The sequence below is a fragment of the Bacillus sp. FSL K6-3458 genome (genome assembly GCF_038005045.1).
GTDB lineage: Bacteria > Bacillota > Bacilli > Bacillales > Bacillaceae > Bacillus > Bacillus altitudinis.
The window spans coordinates 815,317-837,261 of record NZ_JBBOSI010000001.1 but is presented as its reverse complement, the minus strand read 5'-3'; the positions used below and the strand labels follow the sequence as shown (position 1 = coordinate 837,261).

At 40.6% G+C, this 21,945-nt stretch carries 16 protein-coding genes and 1 other annotated feature; of the genes, 9 read left to right on the top strand and 7 right to left on the bottom strand.

Going from position 1 to position 21,945, the window contains the following annotated elements:
- Window positions 1-47 precede the first annotated feature (47 nt).
- From uvrA to MHH23_RS04280, 3 genes are all read right to left on the bottom strand, one after another.
- A complete protein-coding gene (gene uvrA, locus MHH23_RS04290) occupies window positions 48-2,924 on the bottom strand; it encodes an excinuclease ABC subunit UvrA (protein ID WP_144666187.1) in 2,877 nt (958 codons plus the stop codon).
- A gap of 7 nt (window positions 2,925-2,931) precedes the next feature.
- Window positions 2,932-4,917 (bottom strand): excinuclease ABC subunit UvrB, encoded by a 1,986-nt coding sequence (uvrB, locus tag MHH23_RS04285; protein WP_025208044.1) that lies wholly within the window; start codon window positions 4,915-4,917, stop codon window positions 2,932-2,934.
- Window positions 4,918-5,207: 290 nt separating this feature from the next.
- Window positions 5,208-5,453: a CsbA family protein gene (locus MHH23_RS04280; RefSeq protein ID WP_008348197.1), complete on the bottom strand. Its 246-nt coding sequence runs from the start codon at window positions 5,451-5,453 to the stop codon at window positions 5,208-5,210.
- Between the two features lie 284 nt (window positions 5,454-5,737).
- On the opposite strand from MHH23_RS04280, the gene MHH23_RS04275 reads away from it, so the two are divergent.
- The 8 genes from MHH23_RS04275 (at window position 5,738) to MHH23_RS04240 (ending at window position 16,938) form a co-directional block, all read left to right on the top strand.
- Window positions 5,738-8,263 carry a PEP/pyruvate-binding domain-containing protein gene (locus MHH23_RS04275; protein ID WP_159160012.1) on the top strand — a complete coding sequence of 842 codons (2,526 nt, stop codon included), beginning with the start codon at window positions 5,738-5,740 and terminating at the stop codon, window positions 8,261-8,263.
- Between the two features lie 90 nt (window positions 8,264-8,353).
- Window positions 8,354-8,926 (top strand): TetR/AcrR family transcriptional regulator, encoded by a 573-nt coding sequence (locus MHH23_RS04270; RefSeq protein WP_340958953.1) that lies wholly within the window; start codon window positions 8,354-8,356, stop codon window positions 8,924-8,926.
- A gap of 40 nt (window positions 8,927-8,966) precedes the next feature.
- Window positions 8,967-10,301 carry an MFS transporter gene (locus tag MHH23_RS04265; protein WP_159160013.1) on the top strand — a complete coding sequence of 445 codons (1,335 nt, stop codon included), beginning with the start codon at window positions 8,967-8,969 and terminating at the stop codon, window positions 10,299-10,301.
- 268 nt (window positions 10,302-10,569) lie between these two features.
- Window positions 10,570-11,553, top strand: coding sequence for a YncE family protein (locus MHH23_RS04260; RefSeq protein ID WP_159160014.1), 984 nt, complete (start codon window positions 10,570-10,572; stop codon window positions 11,551-11,553).
- Window positions 11,550-12,236, top strand: coding sequence for a response regulator transcription factor (locus MHH23_RS04255; RefSeq protein WP_159160015.1), 687 nt, complete (start codon window positions 11,550-11,552; stop codon window positions 12,234-12,236). The genes MHH23_RS04260 and MHH23_RS04255 overlap by 4 nt, the downstream gene beginning before the upstream one ends.
- Window positions 12,233-13,651: a HAMP domain-containing sensor histidine kinase gene (locus MHH23_RS04250; protein ID WP_047945637.1), complete on the top strand. Its 1,419-nt coding sequence runs from the start codon at window positions 12,233-12,235 to the stop codon at window positions 13,649-13,651. The genes MHH23_RS04255 and MHH23_RS04250 overlap by 4 nt, the downstream gene beginning before the upstream one ends.
- A gap of 148 nt (window positions 13,652-13,799) precedes the next feature.
- Window positions 13,800-15,914 (top strand): ArnT family glycosyltransferase, encoded by a 2,115-nt coding sequence (locus MHH23_RS04245; RefSeq protein ID WP_159160016.1) that lies wholly within the window; start codon window positions 13,800-13,802, stop codon window positions 15,912-15,914.
- Between the two features lie 31 nt (window positions 15,915-15,945).
- Window positions 15,946-16,938 carry a glycosyltransferase family 2 protein gene (locus tag MHH23_RS04240; protein WP_056702903.1) on the top strand — a complete coding sequence of 331 codons (993 nt, stop codon included), beginning with the start codon at window positions 15,946-15,948 and terminating at the stop codon, window positions 16,936-16,938.
- A 48-nt stretch (window positions 16,939-16,986) separates the two neighbouring features.
- On the opposite strand, the gene MHH23_RS04235 is transcribed toward MHH23_RS04240, so the two are convergent.
- Entirely contained in the window at window positions 16,987-18,336 is a 1,350-nt protein-coding gene (locus MHH23_RS04235) for an amino acid permease (protein WP_008348215.1), read from the bottom strand.
- Window positions 18,337-18,411: 75 nt separating this feature from the next.
- Window positions 18,412-18,636, bottom strand: a binding site (T-box leader).
- A 91-nt stretch (window positions 18,637-18,727) separates the two neighbouring features.
- Window positions 18,728-19,402 carry an NAD(P)H-dependent oxidoreductase gene (locus MHH23_RS04230; RefSeq protein WP_035701558.1) on the bottom strand — a complete coding sequence of 225 codons (675 nt, stop codon included), beginning with the start codon at window positions 19,400-19,402 and terminating at the stop codon, window positions 18,728-18,730.
- A gap of 221 nt (window positions 19,403-19,623) precedes the next feature.
- On the opposite strand from MHH23_RS04230, the gene MHH23_RS04225 reads away from it, so the two are divergent.
- On the top strand, window positions 19,624-19,989 hold the full coding sequence (locus MHH23_RS04225) for a winged helix-turn-helix transcriptional regulator (RefSeq protein ID WP_045033986.1): 366 nt from the start codon (window positions 19,624-19,626) through the stop codon (window positions 19,987-19,989).
- A gap of 9 nt (window positions 19,990-19,998) precedes the next feature.
- On the opposite strand, the gene MHH23_RS04220 is transcribed toward MHH23_RS04225, so the two are convergent.
- Window positions 19,999-21,186: a PDZ domain-containing protein gene (locus MHH23_RS04220; RefSeq protein ID WP_056702907.1), complete on the bottom strand. Its 1,188-nt coding sequence runs from the start codon at window positions 21,184-21,186 to the stop codon at window positions 19,999-20,001.
- Window positions 21,187-21,254: 68 nt separating this feature from the next.
- Window positions 21,255-21,608 (bottom strand): swarming motility protein SwrAA, encoded by a 354-nt coding sequence (locus MHH23_RS04215; protein WP_007500014.1) that lies wholly within the window; start codon window positions 21,606-21,608, stop codon window positions 21,255-21,257.
- Between the last annotated feature and the right edge of the window lie 337 nt (window positions 21,609-21,945).

The window sequence follows — 21,945 nt, the reverse complement described above, 5'->3', positions numbered from 1 at the left end:
GAGGGTTTGTCTACACGCTGAAACCCCTCTTTCGGAGGGGTTTTTCTTTATGAGGATGTCACACTTTCTGTTTCTTTGACTAACTGTTTCATTCGCTCACGATCACGCTCTAAAATCGGTTTTAAGTATCGACCGGTGTAAGAAGCTTCTTCTTTAGCAATGTGTTCAGGTGTTCCTGAAGCAATAATCGTTCCTCCACCAGCACCGCCTTCTGGTCCTAGATCAACAAGGTAATCGGCTGCCTTAATAATATCAAGGTTGTGCTCAATGACCAATACCGTATCCCCGTTTTCGACCAAGCGCTGGAGCACTTTTAACAACCTAGCAATATCATCCACATGAAGACCCGTTGTCGGTTCGTCTAAAATATACAAGGATCTTCCGTTTGAACGGCGGTGAAGCTCAGATGCCAATTTCACACGCTGCGCCTCTCCACCAGACAATGTCGTGGCAGGCTGCCCAAGTGTAATGTATCCTAATCCAACATCAAAGATCGTTTGCAGCTTCCGCTTAATTTTCGGGATATTCTCGAAAAATTGAAGTGCGTCCTCTACCGTCATTTCAAGCACATCGGAAATATTTTTCCCTTTATACGTGACCTCTAACGTCTCGCGGTTATAACGTTTCCCGTGACACACTTCACAAGGCACATATACATCAGGTAAAAAGTGCATTTCAATTTTAATAATGCCATCTCCACGACACGCTTCGCAGCGTCCACCTTTCACGTTAAAGCTGAATCGCCCTTTTTTATAGCCTCGTACCTTCGCTTCATTGGTTTGCGCAAAGACATCCCGCACGTCATCAAATACACCTGTATACGTAGCAGGATTGGATCTTGGTGTACGGCCAATTGGAGATTGATCAATATCAATGACTTTGTCTAAGTGATCCATTCCTTTGATTTCTTTGTGCTGTCCTGGCTTCGCTTTTGCTCTGTGCAGTTTTTGGGCAAGGGATTTCAATAAAATTTCATTCACAAGTGTACTTTTCCCTGATCCTGACACACCTGTCACAGCGGTAAAGACACCTAAAGGAAACTTCGCATTCACGTTTTTAAGGTTGTTTTCTTTTGCCCCTTTAATTTCAATGAATCGGCCGTCAGGCTTTCGTCTCTCAATCGGAAGCGGGATGAATTTCTCACCAGATAAATATTGTCCAGTCAACGATTTTGGGTCTTTCATGACTTCTTCTGGTGTTCCAGCTGAAATCACTTCTCCTCCATGAACCCCTGCACCTGGTCCAATATCAATGAGATAATCAGCGGCAAGCATCGTATCTTCATCATGTTCTACGACAATCAGTGTGTTTCCGATATCACGCATGTTTTTCAATGTTCCAATCAATCGGTCATTATCCCGTTGATGCAGACCAATCGATGGTTCATCTAAAATATAAAGAACGCCTGTCAGTCTTGATCCAATTTGTGTCGCCAAACGAATCCGCTGCGCCTCCCCGCCTGATAATGTGCCAGCAGACCGGCTTAATGTCAAATAATCTAATCCGACATTATTTAAGAAGGATAAGCGCTCTTTGATTTCACGTAAAATGAGCTGGGCAATCTGCAAATCTTTCTCAGATAACTCAATTTTCTCATAGAAATCAAGGGCATCAGATACAGACAAATCGGTCATTTCTCCGATATGTTTGCCATTGATGAGAACCGCAAGTGTTTCTTTTTTCAGGCGATATCCTTTACAGGTCGGACATGGCTGATTGGCCATATATTTTTCCATTTGCTCCCGGATATAATCGGAGCTCGTTTCCTTGTAGCGCCGTTCAATGTTACGAAGCACACCTTCAAACTCGATTTCATTTTCACGGACCTGGCCAAAATCATTTTCATATTTAAAATAAATCAGCTCAGAGCCGCTGCCATATAAAATTTTATCAAATAAATGCGCCGGAATATCTTTTACTGGAATATCCATGTCAATTCCATAGTGTGTACATACCGCCTCAAGAAGCTGCGGGTAATATTGTGAGCTTTGAGGCTCCCATGGGGCAATGGCATGCTGACGTAAAGTCAAATCCTTATTCGGAATCACAAGCTCTGGATCTACTTCTAGTTTAGAACCAAGCCCATCACAGCTTGAGCAGGCACCGAAAGGGCTATTAAACGAGAACATTCTCGGCTCAAGTTCCCCAATAGAGAATCCGCAGTGCGGACAAGCATGATGCTCACTAAATAACAGCTCCTCTTGTCCAATCACATCAATCATCACACGACCTTCACCAAGTCGAAGTGCCGTTTCAAGAGAATCAGACAACCGTGCAGCCACACCTTCTTTCACGACAATTCGATCAATCACCACTTCAATGGAATGCTTTTTATTCTTTTCAAGCTCAATCTCTTCTGACAGGTCTTCCATCTCGCCATCAACTCTGACTCGAACGTAGCCCTGCTTCCGAATTTGATCAAGTATTTTCACGTGTGTTCCCTTACGTCCAGATACGATCGGAGCAAGCACTTGCAGTTTCGTTCGTTCTGGATACTCTAAAATACGGTCTGTCATTTGCTCAATCGTCTGTGATGTGATTTCGATCCCATGAATAGGACAAATCGGTTTTCCGACTCGAGCATATAATAGACGCAAGTAATCATAAATTTCTGTAACAGTCCCAACGGTTGATCGAGGGTTCCTGCTTGTCGTTTTCTGGTCAATACTAATCGCTGGAGAAAGCCCTTCAATCGCATCTACATCTGGTTTGTCCATTTGACCGAGAAATTGACGTGCATAGGCTGACAGTGATTCAACATACCTGCGCTGACCTTCTGCATAAATGGTATCGAAGGCAAGCGACGATTTTCCCGAACCAGATAAACCCGTAATGACCACTAGCTGATCGCGCGGGATATTGACATCAATATTTTTAAGGTTGTGGGCTCTTGCCCCTTTCACCTCTATTCGTTCCATAGCCATCTGGCATTCATCCTTCCGCTTTTAGCTCTAGCAATAGATCTCTTAATTCTGCTGCTTTTTCAAAATCAAGCGCTTTTGCTGCATCTTTCATTTCCATCTCGATGTTTTCGATCACTTTTTCTCGTTCTTTTTTGCTCATTTTTGACAACTTTGGTGCTGCTTTTGTTTCGTATTCTTCTGAATCCTCATGTACTTTTGTTGCCTTGATCACATCTCGAATCTTCTTATGGATCGTTTGCGGAGTGATACCAAATTTCTCATTATACGCTTCTTGCTGCTCACGTCTCCGCTTTGTTTCTTGTATGGCAATGTCCATTGATTTCGTCATATTGTCTGCATACATAATAACCCGGCCTTCTGCATTTCTTGCAGCACGGCCAATCGTCTGGATGAGGGATCTTTCTGAACGTAAAAAGCCTTCTTTATCCGCATCTAAAATCGCCACAAGCGACACCTCTGGAATATCCAAACCTTCTCGAAGAAGGTTGATCCCTACAAGCACATCATATTTTCCGAGACGTAAATCACGAATAATCTCAATCCGCTCTAGTGTCTTAATTTCTGAGTGCAGATAATTGACCTTGATTCCGATTTCTTTCAGATAATCTGTCAGATCCTCAGACATTTTCTTCGTTAAAGTCGTCACAAGTACACGCTCATTTTTTTCAACCCTTGCATGAATTTCCCCAATTAAGTCATCGATTTGTCCTTCAATCGGACGGACTTCAATGATTGGATCAAGCAAACCGGTTGGACGAATAATTTGTTCCACAACCTCTGGCGTTTTCTCAAGCTCGTATGGGCCAGGTGTTGCGGATACATGCACAATATGGTTAATGTGCTTTTCAAACTCATCAAATGTGAGTGGTCTATTATCAAGTGCTGACGGCAGACGGAACCCGTGATCAACAAGCACTTGTTTTCTTGCCTGGTCCCCATTGTACATGGCGCGAATTTGCGGGATGGTCACGTGTGACTCATCGACAACAATCATAAAATCATCCGGAAAATAATCAAGCAATGTATAAGGTGTTGAACCAGGCGGACGTAAGGTGAGATGTCTTGAGTAGTTCTCAATCCCTGAACAAAAGCCCATCTCTCTCATCATCTCAAGGTCATACCTTGTCCGCTGCTCAAGACGCTGTGCTTCAAGCAGTTTTCCGTTTTCACGAAGCTTTTCCAACTGTTCCTCAAGCTCTTTTTCAATATTAATGATCGCTTTTTCCATCTTTTCTTCTCTTGTGACGAAGTGAGATGCTGGGAAAATAGCAACGTGGTCACGATCACCGAGAATTTCTCCAGTGAGAGCATCTACTTCACGAATACGTTCAATTTCATCACCGAAAAACTCCACTCTGATACAATGCTCATCTCGTGAAGCAGGAAAAATTTCAACGACGTCTCCTCGAACTCTGAAGGTTCCGCGCTGAAAATCTATATCATTACGAGAATACTGAATATCCACAAGCTTACGCAGCAGCTGATTGCGTTCAATTTCCATTTCAGTTCGTAAAGACAGCACAAGCTCTCTGTATTCTTCAGGAGAACCTAAGCCATAAATACAGGACACACTGGCAATGATGATGACATCTCTCCGCTCAAATAATGAGGATGTGGCGGAGTGCCTTAGCTTATCGATCTCATCATTAATGCTGGCATCCTTTTCAATAAATGTATCAGTTTGAGGCACATACGCCTCAGGCTGGTAATAATCATAATAACTCACAAAATATTCAACAGCATTATTTGGAAAGAATTCCTTAAACTCGCTGTATAATTGTCCAGCAAGTGTCTTGTTATGCGCAATGACAAGTGTTGGTTTGTTCACTTCTTTGATCAGGTTGGATACAGTAAAGGTCTTTCCCGTACCTGTAGCACCTAACAGCGTTTGATGCTGTTTCCCCTGATGGATGCCCTCCACAAGCTTTTCAATGGCTTTTGGCTGATCTCCTTGGGGCTGATAGTTAGAAACTAATTCAAAGCGGTCACTCACATCAAAGCCTCCGTTTCGTTACGAAATCTATCTAATGAATATATTATCATAAAAGAACACAAAAATACGAACTAAAGTTCGTGTCTGACTTGATTTTTATTTCCAATACAACCATACCCTCTCTGCCGTGGCTCATAACCCTCTAAAGAAACCTTCCTTTCAGTATGGAACATTTTGGAGCGAGATATTCGATCAGCAGAAAAACCACAAAAAAGAAAGCTGCACTCACTAGAATCGTAAGCACAGCTCCTGCAATCAAAAACATTTTCTTTTCATCAAGAGGGATCACATCAATGATGTTTTTCAGCCTTCTCTCTTTTTTCGACTTCTTTCTTGGCCATAAACAATGCCCCGGCCACTAAAGAAATAATATCTAATCCTACGATAAAGTAGGTTTCTGTATAGCCTTTCATATACGAAGCAAATAAAAGCGCTGCTGTTAATGCAATGCCAACGTAATGATTATAAGTAACCTTTGAAAATAAAATAACGAGCAAGAAAGGAAAAACAAGTGCAAATATGGCTTTTGTAATCACAAAAACCCTCCCTCTACATGGTCTACTCCCTTGATTATAGTAAAGATTGGCATAATGAACAATTCACAGTTTTCAATTTCAGCTTTTTTCTTCTCGGTTGAAGACTTTTGATATAGATGAGGAGGAAAATTAGTGAAAACGTCCCCTTTCTAAAGATAGGTCTTTACGTCTTTGACAGTTACATCCAATAAATTCTATGATGAAAATGATAGTGCGCACTATCATTTTAAAAAACAAAAAGAGACAAATGAAACCATTGGCTATTTGGATAAGGGGGCATTCCCATGTATTCAGTATTATTTCATGCGGCTGAAGAATCCGCATCACTCGCAGGGGCAAAAGGCGTGAATTTAATTAAATTAAACAATCACGGACTGCCAGTTCCAGATGGATTTATTATTAAAACGAACAGCTTTGCAAGCTTTCTTTCATATCACAATTTCCATCCAACTGATCAAAATCTTGCCCGAAAAATCACAGAAGCTTCGTTTCCTTCACAAATGGAGACAGAATTACTTTCATCCTTTCAATCATTGTTGAAAACATATCCGTCCGTTGCAGTGCGATCCTCTTCTGTTTCGGAAGATCTTGAAGGCGCCTCCTTTGCAGGTCAATACGAGACCTATTTAAATATCAAAACAAATGAAGAATTCTTGCAAGCCGTCAAAGAATGTTGGTCGTCTTACTTCGCAGCAAGAGTCACAGAATATAAGGAAGAAATGATTGAGAACGAGGAAGAGATGCCGCTCATGGCTGTTGTTGTACAAGGATTGATCCATTCTGACATCTCTGGTGTCATCTTTAGTGAGAATCCTGTATCAGGAAAAACAAACGAAGTCATGATGACTGCAAGCTATGGACTAGGAGAAGCCATCGTCTCCGGCCTTGTGACGCCAGATACATTTATTGTAAACAAAGAAACGTACTCTATTGAAAAATCACTAGGAACAAAAGAAGTCCAAATTGTCCCCTGTCAAGAGGGCGTCATTGAACAACCCGTAGGTGAGGAGATGGCTGGCCAATTTTGTCTTCAAGATGATCAATTGATCCAAATCACGAAAATGACAAAACAAGTAGAAGAACTTTATGGACATGGAGTAGATATCGAATTCGGCATGTCAGATGGTACTTTTTATTTACTTCAAGCAAGACCGATTACTGCTTCTTTTTCCAATACAGCAAATGGCTCCTCAGGTGCAGCCTTTCAAATGAAACCTGAAGAGCTGCAAGACTTCTGGATCTCAATGGACGATCATATGCCTGGACCCACAAGTCCTCTTTTTTCAAGTTTGATCATACCTGCTTTAAAAAACGGGATGAAGAAAAACGGAGAGAAGTATCAAGTACCAGACCTTAATATTAAAGATATCAAGCTTTATAGAGGTCATTTGTATTCTTCACCGTCTATGCCAGAAGCGTCAGAGGAACCAGTTTTTGACGAGAGCCTATTCGAAATGTTTCCTCGTTTAAGCGAAAGAATGTATCGCATTTTAAAGCAAAACTTGTTCCCATTATACGAAAAACTTGATCAGCAAATCACTCAACCGCTAACAATTGAGGAAGCCATTAATGGCTTTCAAGAATTAAAGGAGATTTATCTAAGAGCGTATGACGACCATTTTGATATTGTCATACCTCAAGTCATTCTATCAGCGATCATTGAAGACATGCTTGTCACATATACTGGGGATCAAACACAAGTCGTTCTGCTGCATGAAATGATGATAGGTGTGATGAACAAGTCTCTTGAAACAGATCAAAAGCTATCTCACTTGGCAAAAGACGTTCTTCAAGATTCCGAGCTTCTTCAGGCATTTAAAGATCATTCAACGAATGCTGAACTATTATTTGCCCTCAATCACACAGATAAAGGAAAAAACTTCATTTCCGACGTAGAAGCTTTTCTCCAAGTCTATGGTTGGCGGTCTGTTAAAAGCCATGATTTCACAGAGGAAACATGGGTGGAAAATCCTGAATTTGTCTTGGACATCATTAGAAACAACATTCGGCACCAATCTGATTTTGATGAAGAATTTGCACAAGCCGTGATCAAAAGGCAAGAAACGTATGAACAGTTTATCAGTCAAGTGACAGATGAAGCGTTTAAAACAAAATTTGAGGAACTTTATCATTTTGCACTCCATGCAGCCAATATTCGAGATGATCATCACTTTTACATTGATGCCATGTTAGATGCAAAAGCGAGACTCTATCTCTTAAAAATTGGTGAACTTCTTGTTCAAAAAGGAGCGATCCCTCATCAAGAAGACCTTTGGTATCTTTACGATGATGAAGTACTCAATGCGCTCACAACTTCGACCACATACGATTCGATCATTCAGCAAAGAAAAATTGAAATGAAGGAAAATGAATCCATCCAACCACCAGCTTATACAGGAACGCCTTCTGAAGCTGAATTGCAGCAAGTAGAAAGAATGCTTGGTTCGCTAAGGGAAAATGAAAACAACACAGACGATGCAATCTATGGAATTGGTGCATCTAGCGGCATTACTTCCGGAAGAGTCAGAGTCATTACATCTGCTGATGAATTTTCACAATTTGAGAAAGATGACATTTTAGTTTGTAAAACAACGACACCTTTATGGACCAGCTTATTTAGAGACGCAAAAGCAGTCATCACCGATTCTGGCGGCATTTTGTCCCATTCCGCTATTATCGCTAGAGAATATATGATACCTGCTGTCTTAGGTACACGGATCGCAACTGAAAAACTAAAATCTGGTGACCTCGTGACAGTAGATGGAGCCAATGGGCGTATCCAGTTATTAAATCAGCATTCACGGGCATAGTCGTCACTGTTTGGATCATATTGGCGGTCACAGATTTTATCGGTATACTTACTTTGTTGCAAACACATTCATAACCTGAGGTGAGTATGCTTGTTAAAATCAACAAATCAGCGGATCATTCGCGCAACAATGGAATTATTGTCTGAAAAGGGCTATCAAAAAACAACGACAAAAGAAATTGCGACAAAAGCGAATGTAAGTGAAGCGACAATTTTTCGTAACTTTAAAAACAAACGCGGCGTGATTGCTGCCATTATGAAAATGAAATCAACACCGACCAAAACCCTTGAAGCTGAATTTAAAGACGATTTATACACCGATTTAAAATTTCTCGGTAGCTATTTCCTTGAAGATTTGACTTCAAAAAAAGAATTTATCTATATCAGCATGAGAGAACCCGCTATGTTTAAAGATTTAACAGACCATGAAAAAATTTATCCTCAAGAATTGAGAGATATGCTGATTCATTATTTCAAAAAAATGAGTGCTCAGCATCGTGTATTAGAAGGAAAAGAAGACATCTATGCAGATATATTTATTAGCACGTATTTTGGCTTTTTCATTCAACAGCTAGAGCAAGACATTCAGCTTGTTTTAACACAAAAAGAAGACTTTATTGAGACATGCACACACATTTTCATGAGAGGAATTTCCTCCACTTAATTGGGTGAAATTCTTCTTTTTTACAAAGGTGGTAAACACATTGAATCTTAAAAAAGAGAACTTGATCATTTATTCTTTGCTGCTTGGAGCTATTTTAGTTCCAGTCAATTCAACCATGATCGCAGTCGCTCTATCATCCATATCAACTTATTACGATCAATCCATATCAAACATTACTTGGGTGGTCACGATTTATCTAATTGTCATGGCAGTCACTCAACCTATTGCGGGTAAGCTGGGAGATATATACGGCCACCGTAGCATGTATTTAGCTGGTGTGATACTCTTTTTGATTGGCTCCATTGGATGTGCTTTCGCACCTAATCTTGCTTTTCTTATTAGCTTCCGATCAATTCAAGCGGCAGGCGGAGCTATATTAACACCGAACAGCATTGCTTTAATTCGAGCAACAGTATCACATGAAAAGCTTTCTAAAACTATGGGTTTTTTCGGTTTTGGAGCGGGAATTGGTGCCGCACTCGGACCTTTTATCGGCTCTATTCTCATTCAGAGCTTTGACTGGCATTCCATTTTCCTAGTGAATATACCATTTTTGATTCTCACACTTGTGACAGGCGTTTTTATGATTCCGAAGATGAAACATACGCGTTTACAAGCCAATGTAGATATCATCGGTTCGTTATACTTAACAATCGGGATCGCCACACTCATTTTGTTTACTAAAAGCCAATTATTAAACGAATACATGATCTATGGCGTTCTAGCGGTCATTTCCATTCCTTTATTTTTCAAACACGTACGGAAATTTACAAATCCCATCATTGATTTGACATTATTTAAAAACAGTACCTTTACGAACGCTAACCTTTCTATCATGCTTAGTAATTTTGTGATGTACGCGATTCTTCTCATTATGCCGCTGTTTATGGAGCAAAAACTCGCGCTTTCTCATACACAAAGCGGGATTTTCCTTTCGATCTTTTCACTCTGTATGTCTATTAGTGGATTACTCGGGGCAAAGCTCCATCCAATAAAAGGTGCCAAAAAAATGATTCGATTTTCATTTCTCTGTCTTACTTTATCAGGTGTTATGCTGATCACACTAAGCAGCTACCCAAATTTACCACTCCTTATCATCACATTAGTCGCTGGGGGGATCTCATCAGGTATTGGCATGACTAGCATGCAGATGGCTTCTTTAACATCTGTTGATCAGAGTTTATCCGGCTCTGCATCTGGGATTTTTTCCACCTTTAGATATTTCGGAAGTATCATTTCATCTACTTTAATTGGTATATTAAGTGGTTTTCAATCTTTATTTATCATATTAATGGGCGCAGGTATTCTTGGTTTCCTCCTCTCTCATCGTCTAAAAACGAAACCCACTTCTCATTCATCTGAACACTCTGCTTAATGACTCCCTTCGCTCTATTTAGGGCGGGGGAGCTATGATTATTTGTTACTGTAACCGATTATGGATACAATGATCAAACTGTGAAAATGATCTTTTACTCATGAAAAAATGTCATATGAATAAACGAAAAAGAAATTTCAGCTTTCATTTACCTCTACTTCCCCACCTAAAAACTTCTTTTCATTTCTTCCAGCATTCATAACTTCGATTTTTTTTCACAATTTTTGTGTTATGCTTTTTGAAAATAGAGCACAAAAGGAGCAGAAGGATGAAACGAGTGAAATATTTTTTAATATGCTTGTCAGCTCTACTATTTTTCCTAGCAGGCTGCGGAAAAGACCAGCAATTTACGCCCCCTGGCAGCTCTCAATCAATTGCTGTCATTTCTCAACTAAAAAAAGCCTCCTTTTCAATCGTTGATTTACAAAAAAATAAAATTGTCTCTTCCGTTGATTTAAAACATCCTCTCACTGATCTTGTTCACATCAACAAAGACGTGATCATTGCATCAAGTAAGGAAGGACAATCTCTTATAGAAATCAATTTAAAAAAAGGAACAGCAGCGGACTATATGGATGTGAATAAAGGTCTGACTTCACTTGCGTATGATGCAGATACCAACACTTTACTTGTGACCGATTCAGAGAAAAATGTCGTTTATTTTATCGATACAGTGCACAAGAAAATAAAAGCAACTGTGAAGACCGGGACATTACCCTCTTCTATGGCGTTGTCTTCTTCTGGAAAGTTGTTTGTTTTAAATGCAAAAAGTCATTCTGTTTCAGTCATTGATATTGAAAAGAAAAAAAAGATACGAACGATTTCCGTTCTAGAACGGCCATCTGGCATTCATTTCGATGGGCATTCCATTTGGGTTGGAGGACACGGTAAACCGGGCACATTAAATAAGAGCATTTTTGCTTACGACCCTAAAACAGGTAAGAAACAGCGAGAAATCAAACTAGGTGTTATGCCAGTCGCATTTTTTTCAGAAAAAAACTCTTCTACTTTATATGTATTATGTCATGGAGACCATACACTATATAAAGTAAATACCGAGAAAAACAAACTACTTTCCTCTGTTGAGACCGGTCAAAATCCGAATTATATCACTGCTGATTCCTCATCTATATATGTCAGTAACTTAGATGACAATTCAGTATCCGTCATCGACAAACATACATTTATGTTGAAGAACCGACTGAACATCCCAGCAGGACCTTATGCTATCATGTTGGAGGAAAAGAAATGAAAGAACAGATGAATATTTTAATAGTAGATGATGAATTAGATATGCTTGAGTTAATCGAATCCTTTTTGCAAAGACAAGGCTTTCACGTGATAACTGCAAATAATGGCACGGGCGCCTTACATCAGCTTGAAAAAGAGGCCATTGACCTTGTTGTATTGGATATTATGATGCCAGATATGGATGGATTCGAAGTCTGCCAGCGCATCAGGCAAACCTCTCAAATCCCCATTTTATTTTTAACAGCTAGAAGTTATGAAGAGGATCGCATTAAGGGGCTGGAAATTGGAGCAGACGACTACATCATGAAGCCTTTTAGTCTACGTGAGCTTGCAGCTAGAATTGAAACGACATTAAGACGAATTAGAGGTCTTTCTTTAAAGCGCAGTCGAATCATGATTGGTGACTTGGAGATCGACCAAGATGGCAGACAAGTCTATCTCAAGCAAGAGCCCATCAATTTAACAAGAAGAGAATTTGATTTACTTATGTTTCTTCTGCTCAATCAAGGCCAAGTCTTTTCCCGTGAACAGCTCTATCAAAAATTGTGGGAATCACACTCACCTAGTGGCTCTTTAAGAACAGTCGATACACATATTAAAACACTAAGACTGAAATTAAAGGAAGCGGAACGGTATATTAAGACCGTTTGGGGTGTCGGCTATAAGTTTGAGGAGGACAAATGAAGCCATTATCTATTAAAAGGAAAGTGCTTTTCTTAATCCTTTCCGTTATAGGCATCGTTGCTGCCTCAGCTCTTGCCCTGACTTATTACTTATACCAGCACTTATATATAGATAAACAGATTGACTCTTTAAGTTTACAAGGAAAGAAGCTGGCAGAAATCTATCACAAACACGGGAAAGACACATATTTTACTGACAGAATGAAGTGGGCAAATGACTCAAGTCAGGCAAGTGTTATTTTTACTGATGATCCTATGGAGCTTTCAAGCGGTATTCCTTTTGATACGAATACAAACGATAACCTCATTACGTTTAAAGAACGCCAAAAGCTTCTTCAGGGGAAAACAGTTGTGTTAATTAGAGAACACCCCCAGTTTCATCAAGATATTCTCGGGATTGCCATCCCTGTGTTCTCAAACAAAAATGATTTATCAGGAACCATTTTCCTCTCTATGCCTTTATCTGATGTGTATGAACCGTTTGTTCAAATTCGATTAACGCTTGGCATCTCTATTTTAATTATCCTGCTTTTGATTTTCTTTATTGGATATAAAAGTTCTAATAAAGTCGTAAGGACGATCAATCAAATGAAAGAAATTGCAATGGAAATGGAATCTGGTGATTTTTCAAAACGCATGGCTGTGACCAAAAAAGGGGATGAGTTAAATCAGCTGAGCCGTTCCTTTAATAAACTGTCCTCTACCTTAGAAAAAGTTGAACAGCATCGCAGAGAGTTCCTTGCCAATGTCTCCCACGAACTGAGAACGCCTTTAAGTTATATGAAAGGCTATGCTGAAGGAATTGAAGAAGGCATTATTGATCAAAAGAAAGGCATGCAGATTATTCAAGACGAATCCACACGATTAAGCCGGCTCGTACATGACCTTCTTGATCTCGCACAGTTAGAGGGGGAATCTTACCCACTAACGATGGAGCCGATCGTCTTTGCGCAGCTTATTCATGATGTTCTTGATCAAATGACATTCATTGCTAGTCAAAAGAGAATCTCGTTCAACCGCGAACTCGAAGAGGATTGTATTATTTATGGTGATAGCGATCGACTTGAGCAAGTCGTTCGTAATTTATTGGACAATGCCATCCATTACACGCCTTCAGGAAAATCGATTTCGATTGAATTATTCGTTCACCAACAAACTGCTGAATTGAGAATTACAGATGAAGGCAGCGGAATTCCAAAAGGAGATCTCCCTCATGTTTCTGAGCGTTTTTATCGAGTGAATAAAGCCCGCACAAGAAAAGATGGCGGCTCTGGTCTTGGACTAGCCATTGTTTATCAAATTATAAAAAAACATCGTGGCACGTTCGTTCTTCAATCTGAACAAGGCCTAGGTACGACCGCTATTATACAATTACCAAGTGCAGAGACCACTGAAACTCCGCCTGTCTCCTCATAAAATAAGATGACATCTTAAACAAAACAGCTCTTTTCTAGAGCTGTTTTTATTCAACAGAAAAATAAAGAATTGGCCTTTTTTTATTAACAGTTTATTCATATTTGCTTGTTACACTTTTTTCAAGTTAAGAAAAAGGAGTGACAAGCTTTTGATTAGACGCTTTCAGAAATTTGATCTTTATTTATTTTTCATATTGATTTTATCTGCCATTTTAAACATTTATAACATTTGGAACGACGATACGGTGAACGCTTATTATACAGCGGCGGTCACAAGTATGATGCAAAGCTGGCATAATTTCTTCTTTGCTTCGTTCGATCCCTCAGGTTATGTCACGGTTGATAAACCACCGCTCGCCTTCTGGCTGCAAACGATCAGTGCCAAAATTTTCGGCCTGCATGGCTGGAGTGTGATCTTACCCCAAGCTTTAGCTGGCATTGGATCTGTTTATTTAATCTACCGCCTAGTCAAACCTACATTTGGCCAGGCTGCTGCAAGACTGTCAGCGCTTATTATGGCGTGTACACCAATCGCAGTTGCTGTATCTCGTACAAATAACATTGACAGCTTACTCGTCTTTATTCTTTTACTCGCAACAGCCATGATGTTCAAGGCTGTGAAACAGCAGAAAGTGCTTTGGGCGATTGCTTCTTTTGCAATGATCGGTGTCGGCTTTAATACAAAAATGCTACAAGCGTATATGATTGTACCGGCTCTCGTCCTGTTTTACATCATTGCCTATCGAACGACATGGAAGAAAAAGTTGTTATCGCTGATGATTTCAATGATTGTTCTTTTAGGTGTATCTGCTTCATGGTCTATAGCGGTTGATCTCACTTCCAAAGACAATCGTCCTTATATGGGATCAAGTCAATCGAACTCAGCACTAGAATTAGCCTTTGGTTACAATGGTCTGCAGCGGTTGACTGGTCAACAGTCTGGCGGAGGAGGCGGCACAAATCAGGGTGAGGGACAGCCACCTTCACAGCAGGGCGATCAGCAAAATGACAATAATTCATCCACCATGCCTCAGCCGCCATCAAATGGAACTCAAAACAACTCAGACAGTTCAAACCAATCATCCAGTCAGGAACAGCCCTCAATGCAAGGACCACCAAGCAGTGCAAACGGCACAACACCACCTGATATGCCTTCAGGCGGTAATGGTGATGGACCGCCAAATGGTGGGGGCGGAAAAATGGGAAGTGGTTCTGGCATGTTTGGAACAGGAACAAAAGGGCCATTACGTCTGTTCCAATCTGAACTGTCCGATCAAATCAGCTGGCTGCTTCCATTTGCGCTCTTTGGTGCGATTGGTCTCTTCTTCTCGACAGCCTTTGAAAGAAGACGTCTCAATACAAAACAAAAAGAAACACTATTTTGGTTAGCTTGGCTTATACCTGTTGCTGCATTTTTCAGTGTAGCAGGATTTTTCCATCACTATTATTTAATCATGCTGGCACCGCCAATTGCTGTATTAGCAGGAGCCGGATGGGTGTCTATGACTCAATTGTTTCAAACGGGAACTGGCTTTAAAAAATGGCTACTGCCAATTGCGATATTCGTCACAACCGCATTTGAAATCTTTATCCTATCCACATTTACAAGCACAATCGGTCTTGGATTAAGCATTGCAGTCGGTATCATTGGTATTGGAACGATCCTTTCTCTACTTTTGATAAAAGGAAAAGAAAAACTAAAACAATTCATGTCTCTCATTGCCATCCTTGGGATGCTGATCGCACCCCTATACTGGGCAAGCACACCTCTTCTTTACGGAGGAAACAGTATGCTGCCAGAGGCTGGTCCTCAGCTTGCAACTTCAAGTGGCAGCATGAGTTCACAAGTCAATGAAAAGCTGATCAGCTATCTTGAGAAAAACAATACGGGAGAAGAATTCCTATTCGGGACAACAGATGCAACCACTGCTTCGCCTTACATTATTAAAACAGGAAAAGCTGTTATGGCATTAGGTGGATTTAGTGGATCTGATAACATTCTCACGCTTAATGAATTCAAACAGCTCGTTAAAGACGGTAAAATCAAATACTTCTATCTTTCTGGTATGAGAGGCGGCAGCTCTGACATTCTCACTTGGATTCAAAAAAATGGCAAAGAAGTATCTGCTTCTAAATGGCAGAACAGCTCTACATCCAAAACGAATCAGCAAACAGACAGCCAACAATCAAAACAAAATGATCAGTCAAATGGACGAATGGGCGGAATGGAGAGCGGTACTCTTTATGAACTATTCGTTGATTAATTCATCTATTAAAAGGGAGGAACGATGACTGATGGAAAAGAACATACAATACTCTGTTGTAGTCCCAGTGTATAATGAAGAACTTGTGATCCATGAATCGTATCAGCGCCTCAAGACCGTCATGGATTCGACGGGAGAAGCATATGAGCTTCTCTTCGTCAATGACGGCAGTATGGATCGAACAGCTGAACTGATTAAAGGGTACTGCCAGACCGATCCGCATGTGAGACTTATTGATTTTTCTCGTAACTTTGGGCATCAAATTGCCATTACAGCGGGAATGGATTATGCAAAGGGAGAAGCTGTCGTAGTGATTGATGCGGATTTACAAGATCCACCTGAATTGATTTTAGACATGATTGAAAAATGGAAGGAAGGCTATGAGGTCGTATACGCGGTCCGCACGCAACGAAAAGGCGAAACAGCTTTCAAAAAGTACACGGCTTCCCTTTTCTACCGGGTGCTACGTCAAATCACCGAAGTAGATATTCCTATTGACACCGGCGACTTTAGATTGATGGATCGTAAAGTGTGTCATGAAATGAAAAAAATACGCGAGAAAAACCCATTTGTCCGCGGATTAGTGAGCTGGGTTGGCTTCAAACAGATTGCGGTAGAATATGTTCGGGATGAGCGGTTGGCAGGAGAAACAAAGTACCCTCTCAAAAAGATGCTCAAGCTCTCGATGGATGGGATCACATCTTTTTCTTACAAACCTTTAAAGCTAGCCAGCGTGGCAGGTATTGCCCTTTCAGCTATTGGCTTCATTTCGATGTTTCTAGTTTTATATTTAAAGCTTTTTACAAACAGCACCATCACCGGCTGGAGTTCATTAATTGTCATTCAGCTATTCTTTAGTGGGATCATCCTCTTTATGTTAGGCATGATTGGGGAGTATATCGGCCGAATCTACGATGAAGCCAAGGACCGGCCGCTTTATATCGTCAGGGATAGCTATGGCCTTCAGGCAAAGCCACATCCCGTTCAATCCCCTGTCCACTTCAAGCAATATAAACAGCATTAAAAAAAGCGTGCGAGACCCTTCAGAAGGTCCTGCACGCTTTTTAATAAATTAGACGGCTGTTTCAAACCGTTTTCTGTTAATAAAGAAAGATAGTGTAATGATTAAATAAATGCCCATGGTGACCAGCGTTTGAACAATTGGTGTATTGAATACAACGCCGACAAAAATGGCCATGATCGCAATAACTGAAAACCACGTTGTGAAAGGATACAGCTTCACGCGATATCCGCCTGGCTGTGCGACGCTTCGAGATTTCAAATGACCGACGGCAATGATAAACCAGATGAATAGAACTGTGTAACTTAAAGAGCCCATTAAGTAATTAAACGTTTGACTTCCTACAAAAAGAGAAATCAATACAGCTGCATACAAGGTAGATGTACATACAAGGATGGCTCGAACAGGCACCTGCTGTTTTGACAGCTTGGAGAATCCTTTCCATACACGGCCATCCATTGCCTGTGTATAAAGCACCCGTGATGAAGCATACAAGCCAGAGTTCATAGAAGACAAAATCGCTAGTAAGATAATACCATTCATGATGTCACTAGCATACGGTACTCCGATTGTTGCAAACACTGTCACAAATGGACTTACTTGCTCATTGTTGACTTGATTCCAAGGGATTAAGCTGACAATGATAAAGAACGGTAGTACATAAAAACCGATGATGCGTACAAACGTACTTTGAATGGCCTTTGGGATGACTTTTTCAGGGTTTTTTGTTTCTGCTAAAGTGACCCCAATCATCTCCGTCCCACCATATGAATACACGACAACCAGCATTGCTGCAATTAATCCGCCAGTACCATTTGGGAAAAATCCACCGTGATCCGTTAAATTAGACAATCCAGGTGCTGCATGCTGTCCGAATGAGACAAATAGCATGGTAAATCCAATGATAATAAATAAGATGATGACAGCAATTTTAATAGAAGCTAACCAATACTCTGTCTCAGCAAACATTTTGACTGAGCAAACATTAATGATTGTGACTACAAGTGAAATGATTAACACAAGCATCCAGATTGGCACTTGTGGGAACCAGTACTGAATAAAGATGGCCGACACAATCGCTTCTGCTGCAATGTTCAGCACCCACATCTTCCAATAGATCCAGTCTAAGAAATAGGCCGGATACTTTCCTAACACAGGTTCAATCAAGTCACGGAATGTTCTTGCTCCAGGTCGTGCAACGGTCATTTCGGCAAGTCCTTGCATAATAAATAATAAAATAAGACCACCAATCATGTATGCCAAAATGACAGCAGGACCCGCAATATCAATGGCAGAACTGCTTCCTTTAAACAGACCAGCACCGATGGCACCGCCAAGCGCAAGCATCATAATATGCCTTGATGTCATTGTTCGTTTTAACTGCACATGTTCCTTTTCCATTTTCTATAGCTCCTTTAAATTTGAATCTTCAGACAAATATGAGATAAAAGCATATAAAAAGGCCAGCCATCTCCTGGAAGAGACGACTGACCTTGCAACCGCGTTACCACTCTTATTGATTCAGCCATGGCTGAATCCAACTTAAAACCCGATAACGGAGGTCACACGTAAAGACTTACTATTCATTCAGTCTTACCGCTCTTTGAGCGAGTTCAATGATTCGTTTTACTGCGTTGCACCGACCCGCAGCTCTCTTAAAAAACGGATGTTCATTTACTATTCTCAAGTCAAAGCGTTTATAGTCAAATTTGTATATTCGTCAAAGATTTTATTTTTTAAATATACTGACTAACCACGCAATTGTCAACAGCCTTTTTCAGACAAACAGCGATTAACGAATCCAAACAGCTACTTCATCCATCGGGCGACGTGTTTTGCCGCGTTTTGGCTCAGTGACACGATAACCAAAGGCTGCCATGACAGAGATGTCGTATTGACCATCCTCCAGTAACCCTTCTTCTTCTAAGATACGATGGATGTGATCGTAGCTAAATCCTTCAACTGGGCATGAATCAATGCCGATCTGTGCCGCAGCTGTCATCATGTTACCTAAGGCAATATACGTTTGTTTTGAAGCCCAATCAAATAATGTACGGTCATTTTCTAGTAGATGAAGATCGTTCTCTTGGAATTCTCTGTAGCGCCCCTTGACCATTTCAAACGTTTCGTCTGTCATTCCTTTGATTTGCTTGTTGATGTATTCTGCATATGCTGAATCATAGCGGGCATCTGTTCTTGCCAAGATGATCACAAAATGGCTGGCAGTTGGAAGCTGCTTTTGCGCCCCCCATGTATACTCTTTTAATTTTTCTCTGAATGCTTCATTTTGAATAACGAGGAACTTCCAAGGCTCAAACCCTACAGAGCTTGGAGAAAGTCTTCCTGTTTCTAAAATAAATGCAAAATCATCCTCTGGAATCTTTTTCGCTGGGTCAAACTCTTTTGTCGCATGACGGAATTCATACGCCTCAATGATTTCTTTTTTTAATAGCTCTTTGTCTCGCATATTATTCATCCTTTCTAATGAACAGGTGTGTTCCCACAATCCAATTTCTTTCCATTCCCTAATAGAAATTGTTATGATAGGAAAACAAACAACCCGAATGTGTGATGTCCTATCTCTATGGTAAAAGAAAAGCTTTCATTGATTCAAGTACGCACATTTTTGTTCGTTAGGTACAAACATGTTCGTTTATGACCATTTTCGTTTAAGAAAGGAATGTTGAGATGAGTGCACCATCCAATCCAGTCAGTATTGTGAATCATGGCTGTCCCGTGTCTATCACTACAAATGTCATCGGAGGGAAATGGAAAGGCGTCATCCTTTATCATTTGACTTGCGGTCCAAAGCGTTACAACGAAATACGCCGGCTTCTGCCAAGAATTTCGCAGCGTGTCCTGACGTTGCAATTACGAGAACTTGAACAAGACGGAATTGTTCACCGTGAAGTCTATGAGGAAGTTCCTCCTCGTGTCGAGTATTCACTGACTTCTCTTGGAAATACGTTAAAGCCCATTATCTTTGCCATGCGTGAATGGGGCGAATCCTATGGGAAAGAAACGCGCCCAAAAGAAAAAAGCTGCCATCTCTAGCAGCTTTTTTTAAGATGAAATCGCCGTGGGCTCTTGCTGTGGATCGTCCTTCACAAACAGGATACCAAGCTGGTGATGCTCCCCTTCGTAGGAGGCGCGTTTCTCAAACCTTGTCTGACCATTGAGACCAATGATCTCAAGCTTTGTCAGAGCACGATTGGTTTGTAGTGCTTCATAAAATTCTGAAACGGTTTTGATCTCGATTCCATTGACCTTTGTAATAATTTCTCCGATCTCAAGCTTTAAATCAGCCGCAGGGGTATTCGGAATGATACCAAGCACCATAAGCCCTTGATTCCGCTTAGAGAAAAAGAATGGTGCAGCGTTGTCATTCGCCCTCTGCTTCCATGATAAAAAGGCTCTTCCTGCAATCGCTAGAACAACAGCTCCCCACGCAATCGGCTCAAACCAAATACTTGCCGCACCTACTGCAGCAACAACTAGACCGAGCATCATTATTCGGCGTGACGTAATTTGAATACTCACAATTGGCAGCGATCCTTGAATACGCTGGCCAAAGCCGATGATGTACGGGATCACAATAAATGAAAAGCTTTGATCGTGCACTTGAAGCACAGGCCACCATGGCAGAGAAGAAGTCCATTCACCTGCCGGCATCAGCAAAACAAGTGGTAAAAGCCACAGACGGTTTGCTCGCTGCTGGCCGATCAAAAGTCCTCTCGCACTCATCACCATTGCAGGCGATGTACGTAAATGCGCCGTTCGATAGGCTAAGATGCCTTCGGTCATTAACAGTAGCCCTAACAGGATCACAACGGCTGATGCATTCATCATTGAAAGCTGCGGCAGCCAAGAATGGCTCACTTGAACAGACATCAGTCCAAATGCCGCAATAAAACTGAAACCGAGTGTGTATGCAGACGAAAGCGCACTCGCCTTAAAGAATAAAGAGAAAACGATGGTCATCGCTGCAATCAGCACGATGAATCCAGGCGGAAGGGAAATCCCTAAGCCTACAGATATGATCGATAGACAAATTCCTGGAACCCATCCTTTTGAATATGTAAATTTCAGTTCATCGTAAACATCTTCTATTCTTGTTTGAAACGCTTTTCTCTCCCGCTTTACGCGGATGTAGCCATATAATAGGCTGATTAATATCATAAAATAAAAAAGAGGATGGATTAAAAACAGACCGACCGCTTTTAATCCGGCTCCCATCCACTCCGAGCTCATTATCGTTCACCGCCCAAGTCAAGCATTTTCTCTTATTCTATCAAATAAATCGATGCTTGACATCAGGTTTATTTCTCCTGATTCATCCAAAGTGTGACATTCGACAGTGAAAAATCTTTTAAATAGTGATTTACATCTACATCTAGTATGCCGCCGAGAAGCTGCATGGACCTCTTGATGTCGGTTAAGTTTATACCAAGTCTCTTATGATTATCCATTAAATAATTGAAGTATATCTCAGCACAGTCTTCATCGATCTCGTCGACTGATTCTACCGTTGTGTAATTGACCAAGTACCTGCTTAACAGCATGAGTAGACTTAATGCCTTTGTAGCCGAAAACGTCACATCTTTCGTACGACTCTTAAGCTCCTCTACCAACTCGTAATATTTTTTCTCTCTCACAATACTTGCCCTTTTCAATTGTGTACCCCCATTTACTAGTTCTTTTAAGAAAAGCGCAAACCTCGGTACAGCTCAATGCTTAAGCTGAATATCCGCAAAAAATAAAATATTTAAAATGAGTGCTACTTTTTATTGTAAGAATTATTTATGTAACATACAACTTTCAAAAGTTTCATTTTCATGACATGTTTAAATCAACAGAAAGTCTCTTATATAAATATGTTATCGGGTAAATTCGAAGGAATGTTATGTTTTTTGTAAAATAAATGAATATATTTCTCGATATAATATATTTTTAAGAATAAATTATTACATGTTCGTAACACTTATGAACCAAAAAAAAGAGGCATTTATT

Bases quoted from the DNA above. Each gene is read 5' to 3' on its own strand.
- MHH23_RS04225 (WP_045033986.1), top strand. From the start codon at position 19,624: ATGAGTGCACCATCCAATCCAGTCAGTATTGTGAATCATGGCTGTCCC.
- MHH23_RS04275 (WP_159160012.1), top strand. From the start codon at position 5,738: ATGTATTCAGTATTATTTCATGCGGCTGAAGAATCCGCATCACTCGCA.
- MHH23_RS04260 (WP_159160014.1), top strand. From the start codon at position 10,570: ATGAAACGAGTGAAATATTTTTTAATATGCTTGTCAGCTCTACTATTT.
- MHH23_RS04255 (WP_159160015.1), top strand. From the start codon at position 11,550: ATGAAAGAACAGATGAATATTTTAATAGTAGATGATGAATTAGATATG.
- uvrA (WP_144666187.1), bottom strand. From the start codon at position 2,924: ATGGCTATGGAACGAATAGAGGTGAAAGGGGCAAGAGCCCACAACCTT.
- MHH23_RS04240 (WP_056702903.1), top strand. From the start codon at position 15,946: ATGGAAAAGAACATACAATACTCTGTTGTAGTCCCAGTGTATAATGAA.
- MHH23_RS04220 (WP_056702907.1), bottom strand. From the start codon at position 21,186: ATGAGCTCGGAGTGGATGGGAGCCGGATTAAAAGCGGTCGGTCTGTTT.
- MHH23_RS04250 (WP_047945637.1), top strand. From the start codon at position 12,233: ATGAAGCCATTATCTATTAAAAGGAAAGTGCTTTTCTTAATCCTTTCC.
- MHH23_RS04235 (WP_008348215.1), bottom strand. From the start codon at position 18,336: ATGGAAAAGGAACATGTGCAGTTAAAACGAACAATGACATCAAGGCAT.
- MHH23_RS04230 (WP_035701558.1), bottom strand. From the start codon at position 19,402: ATGCGAGACAAAGAGCTATTAAAAAAAGAAATCATTGAGGCGTATGAA.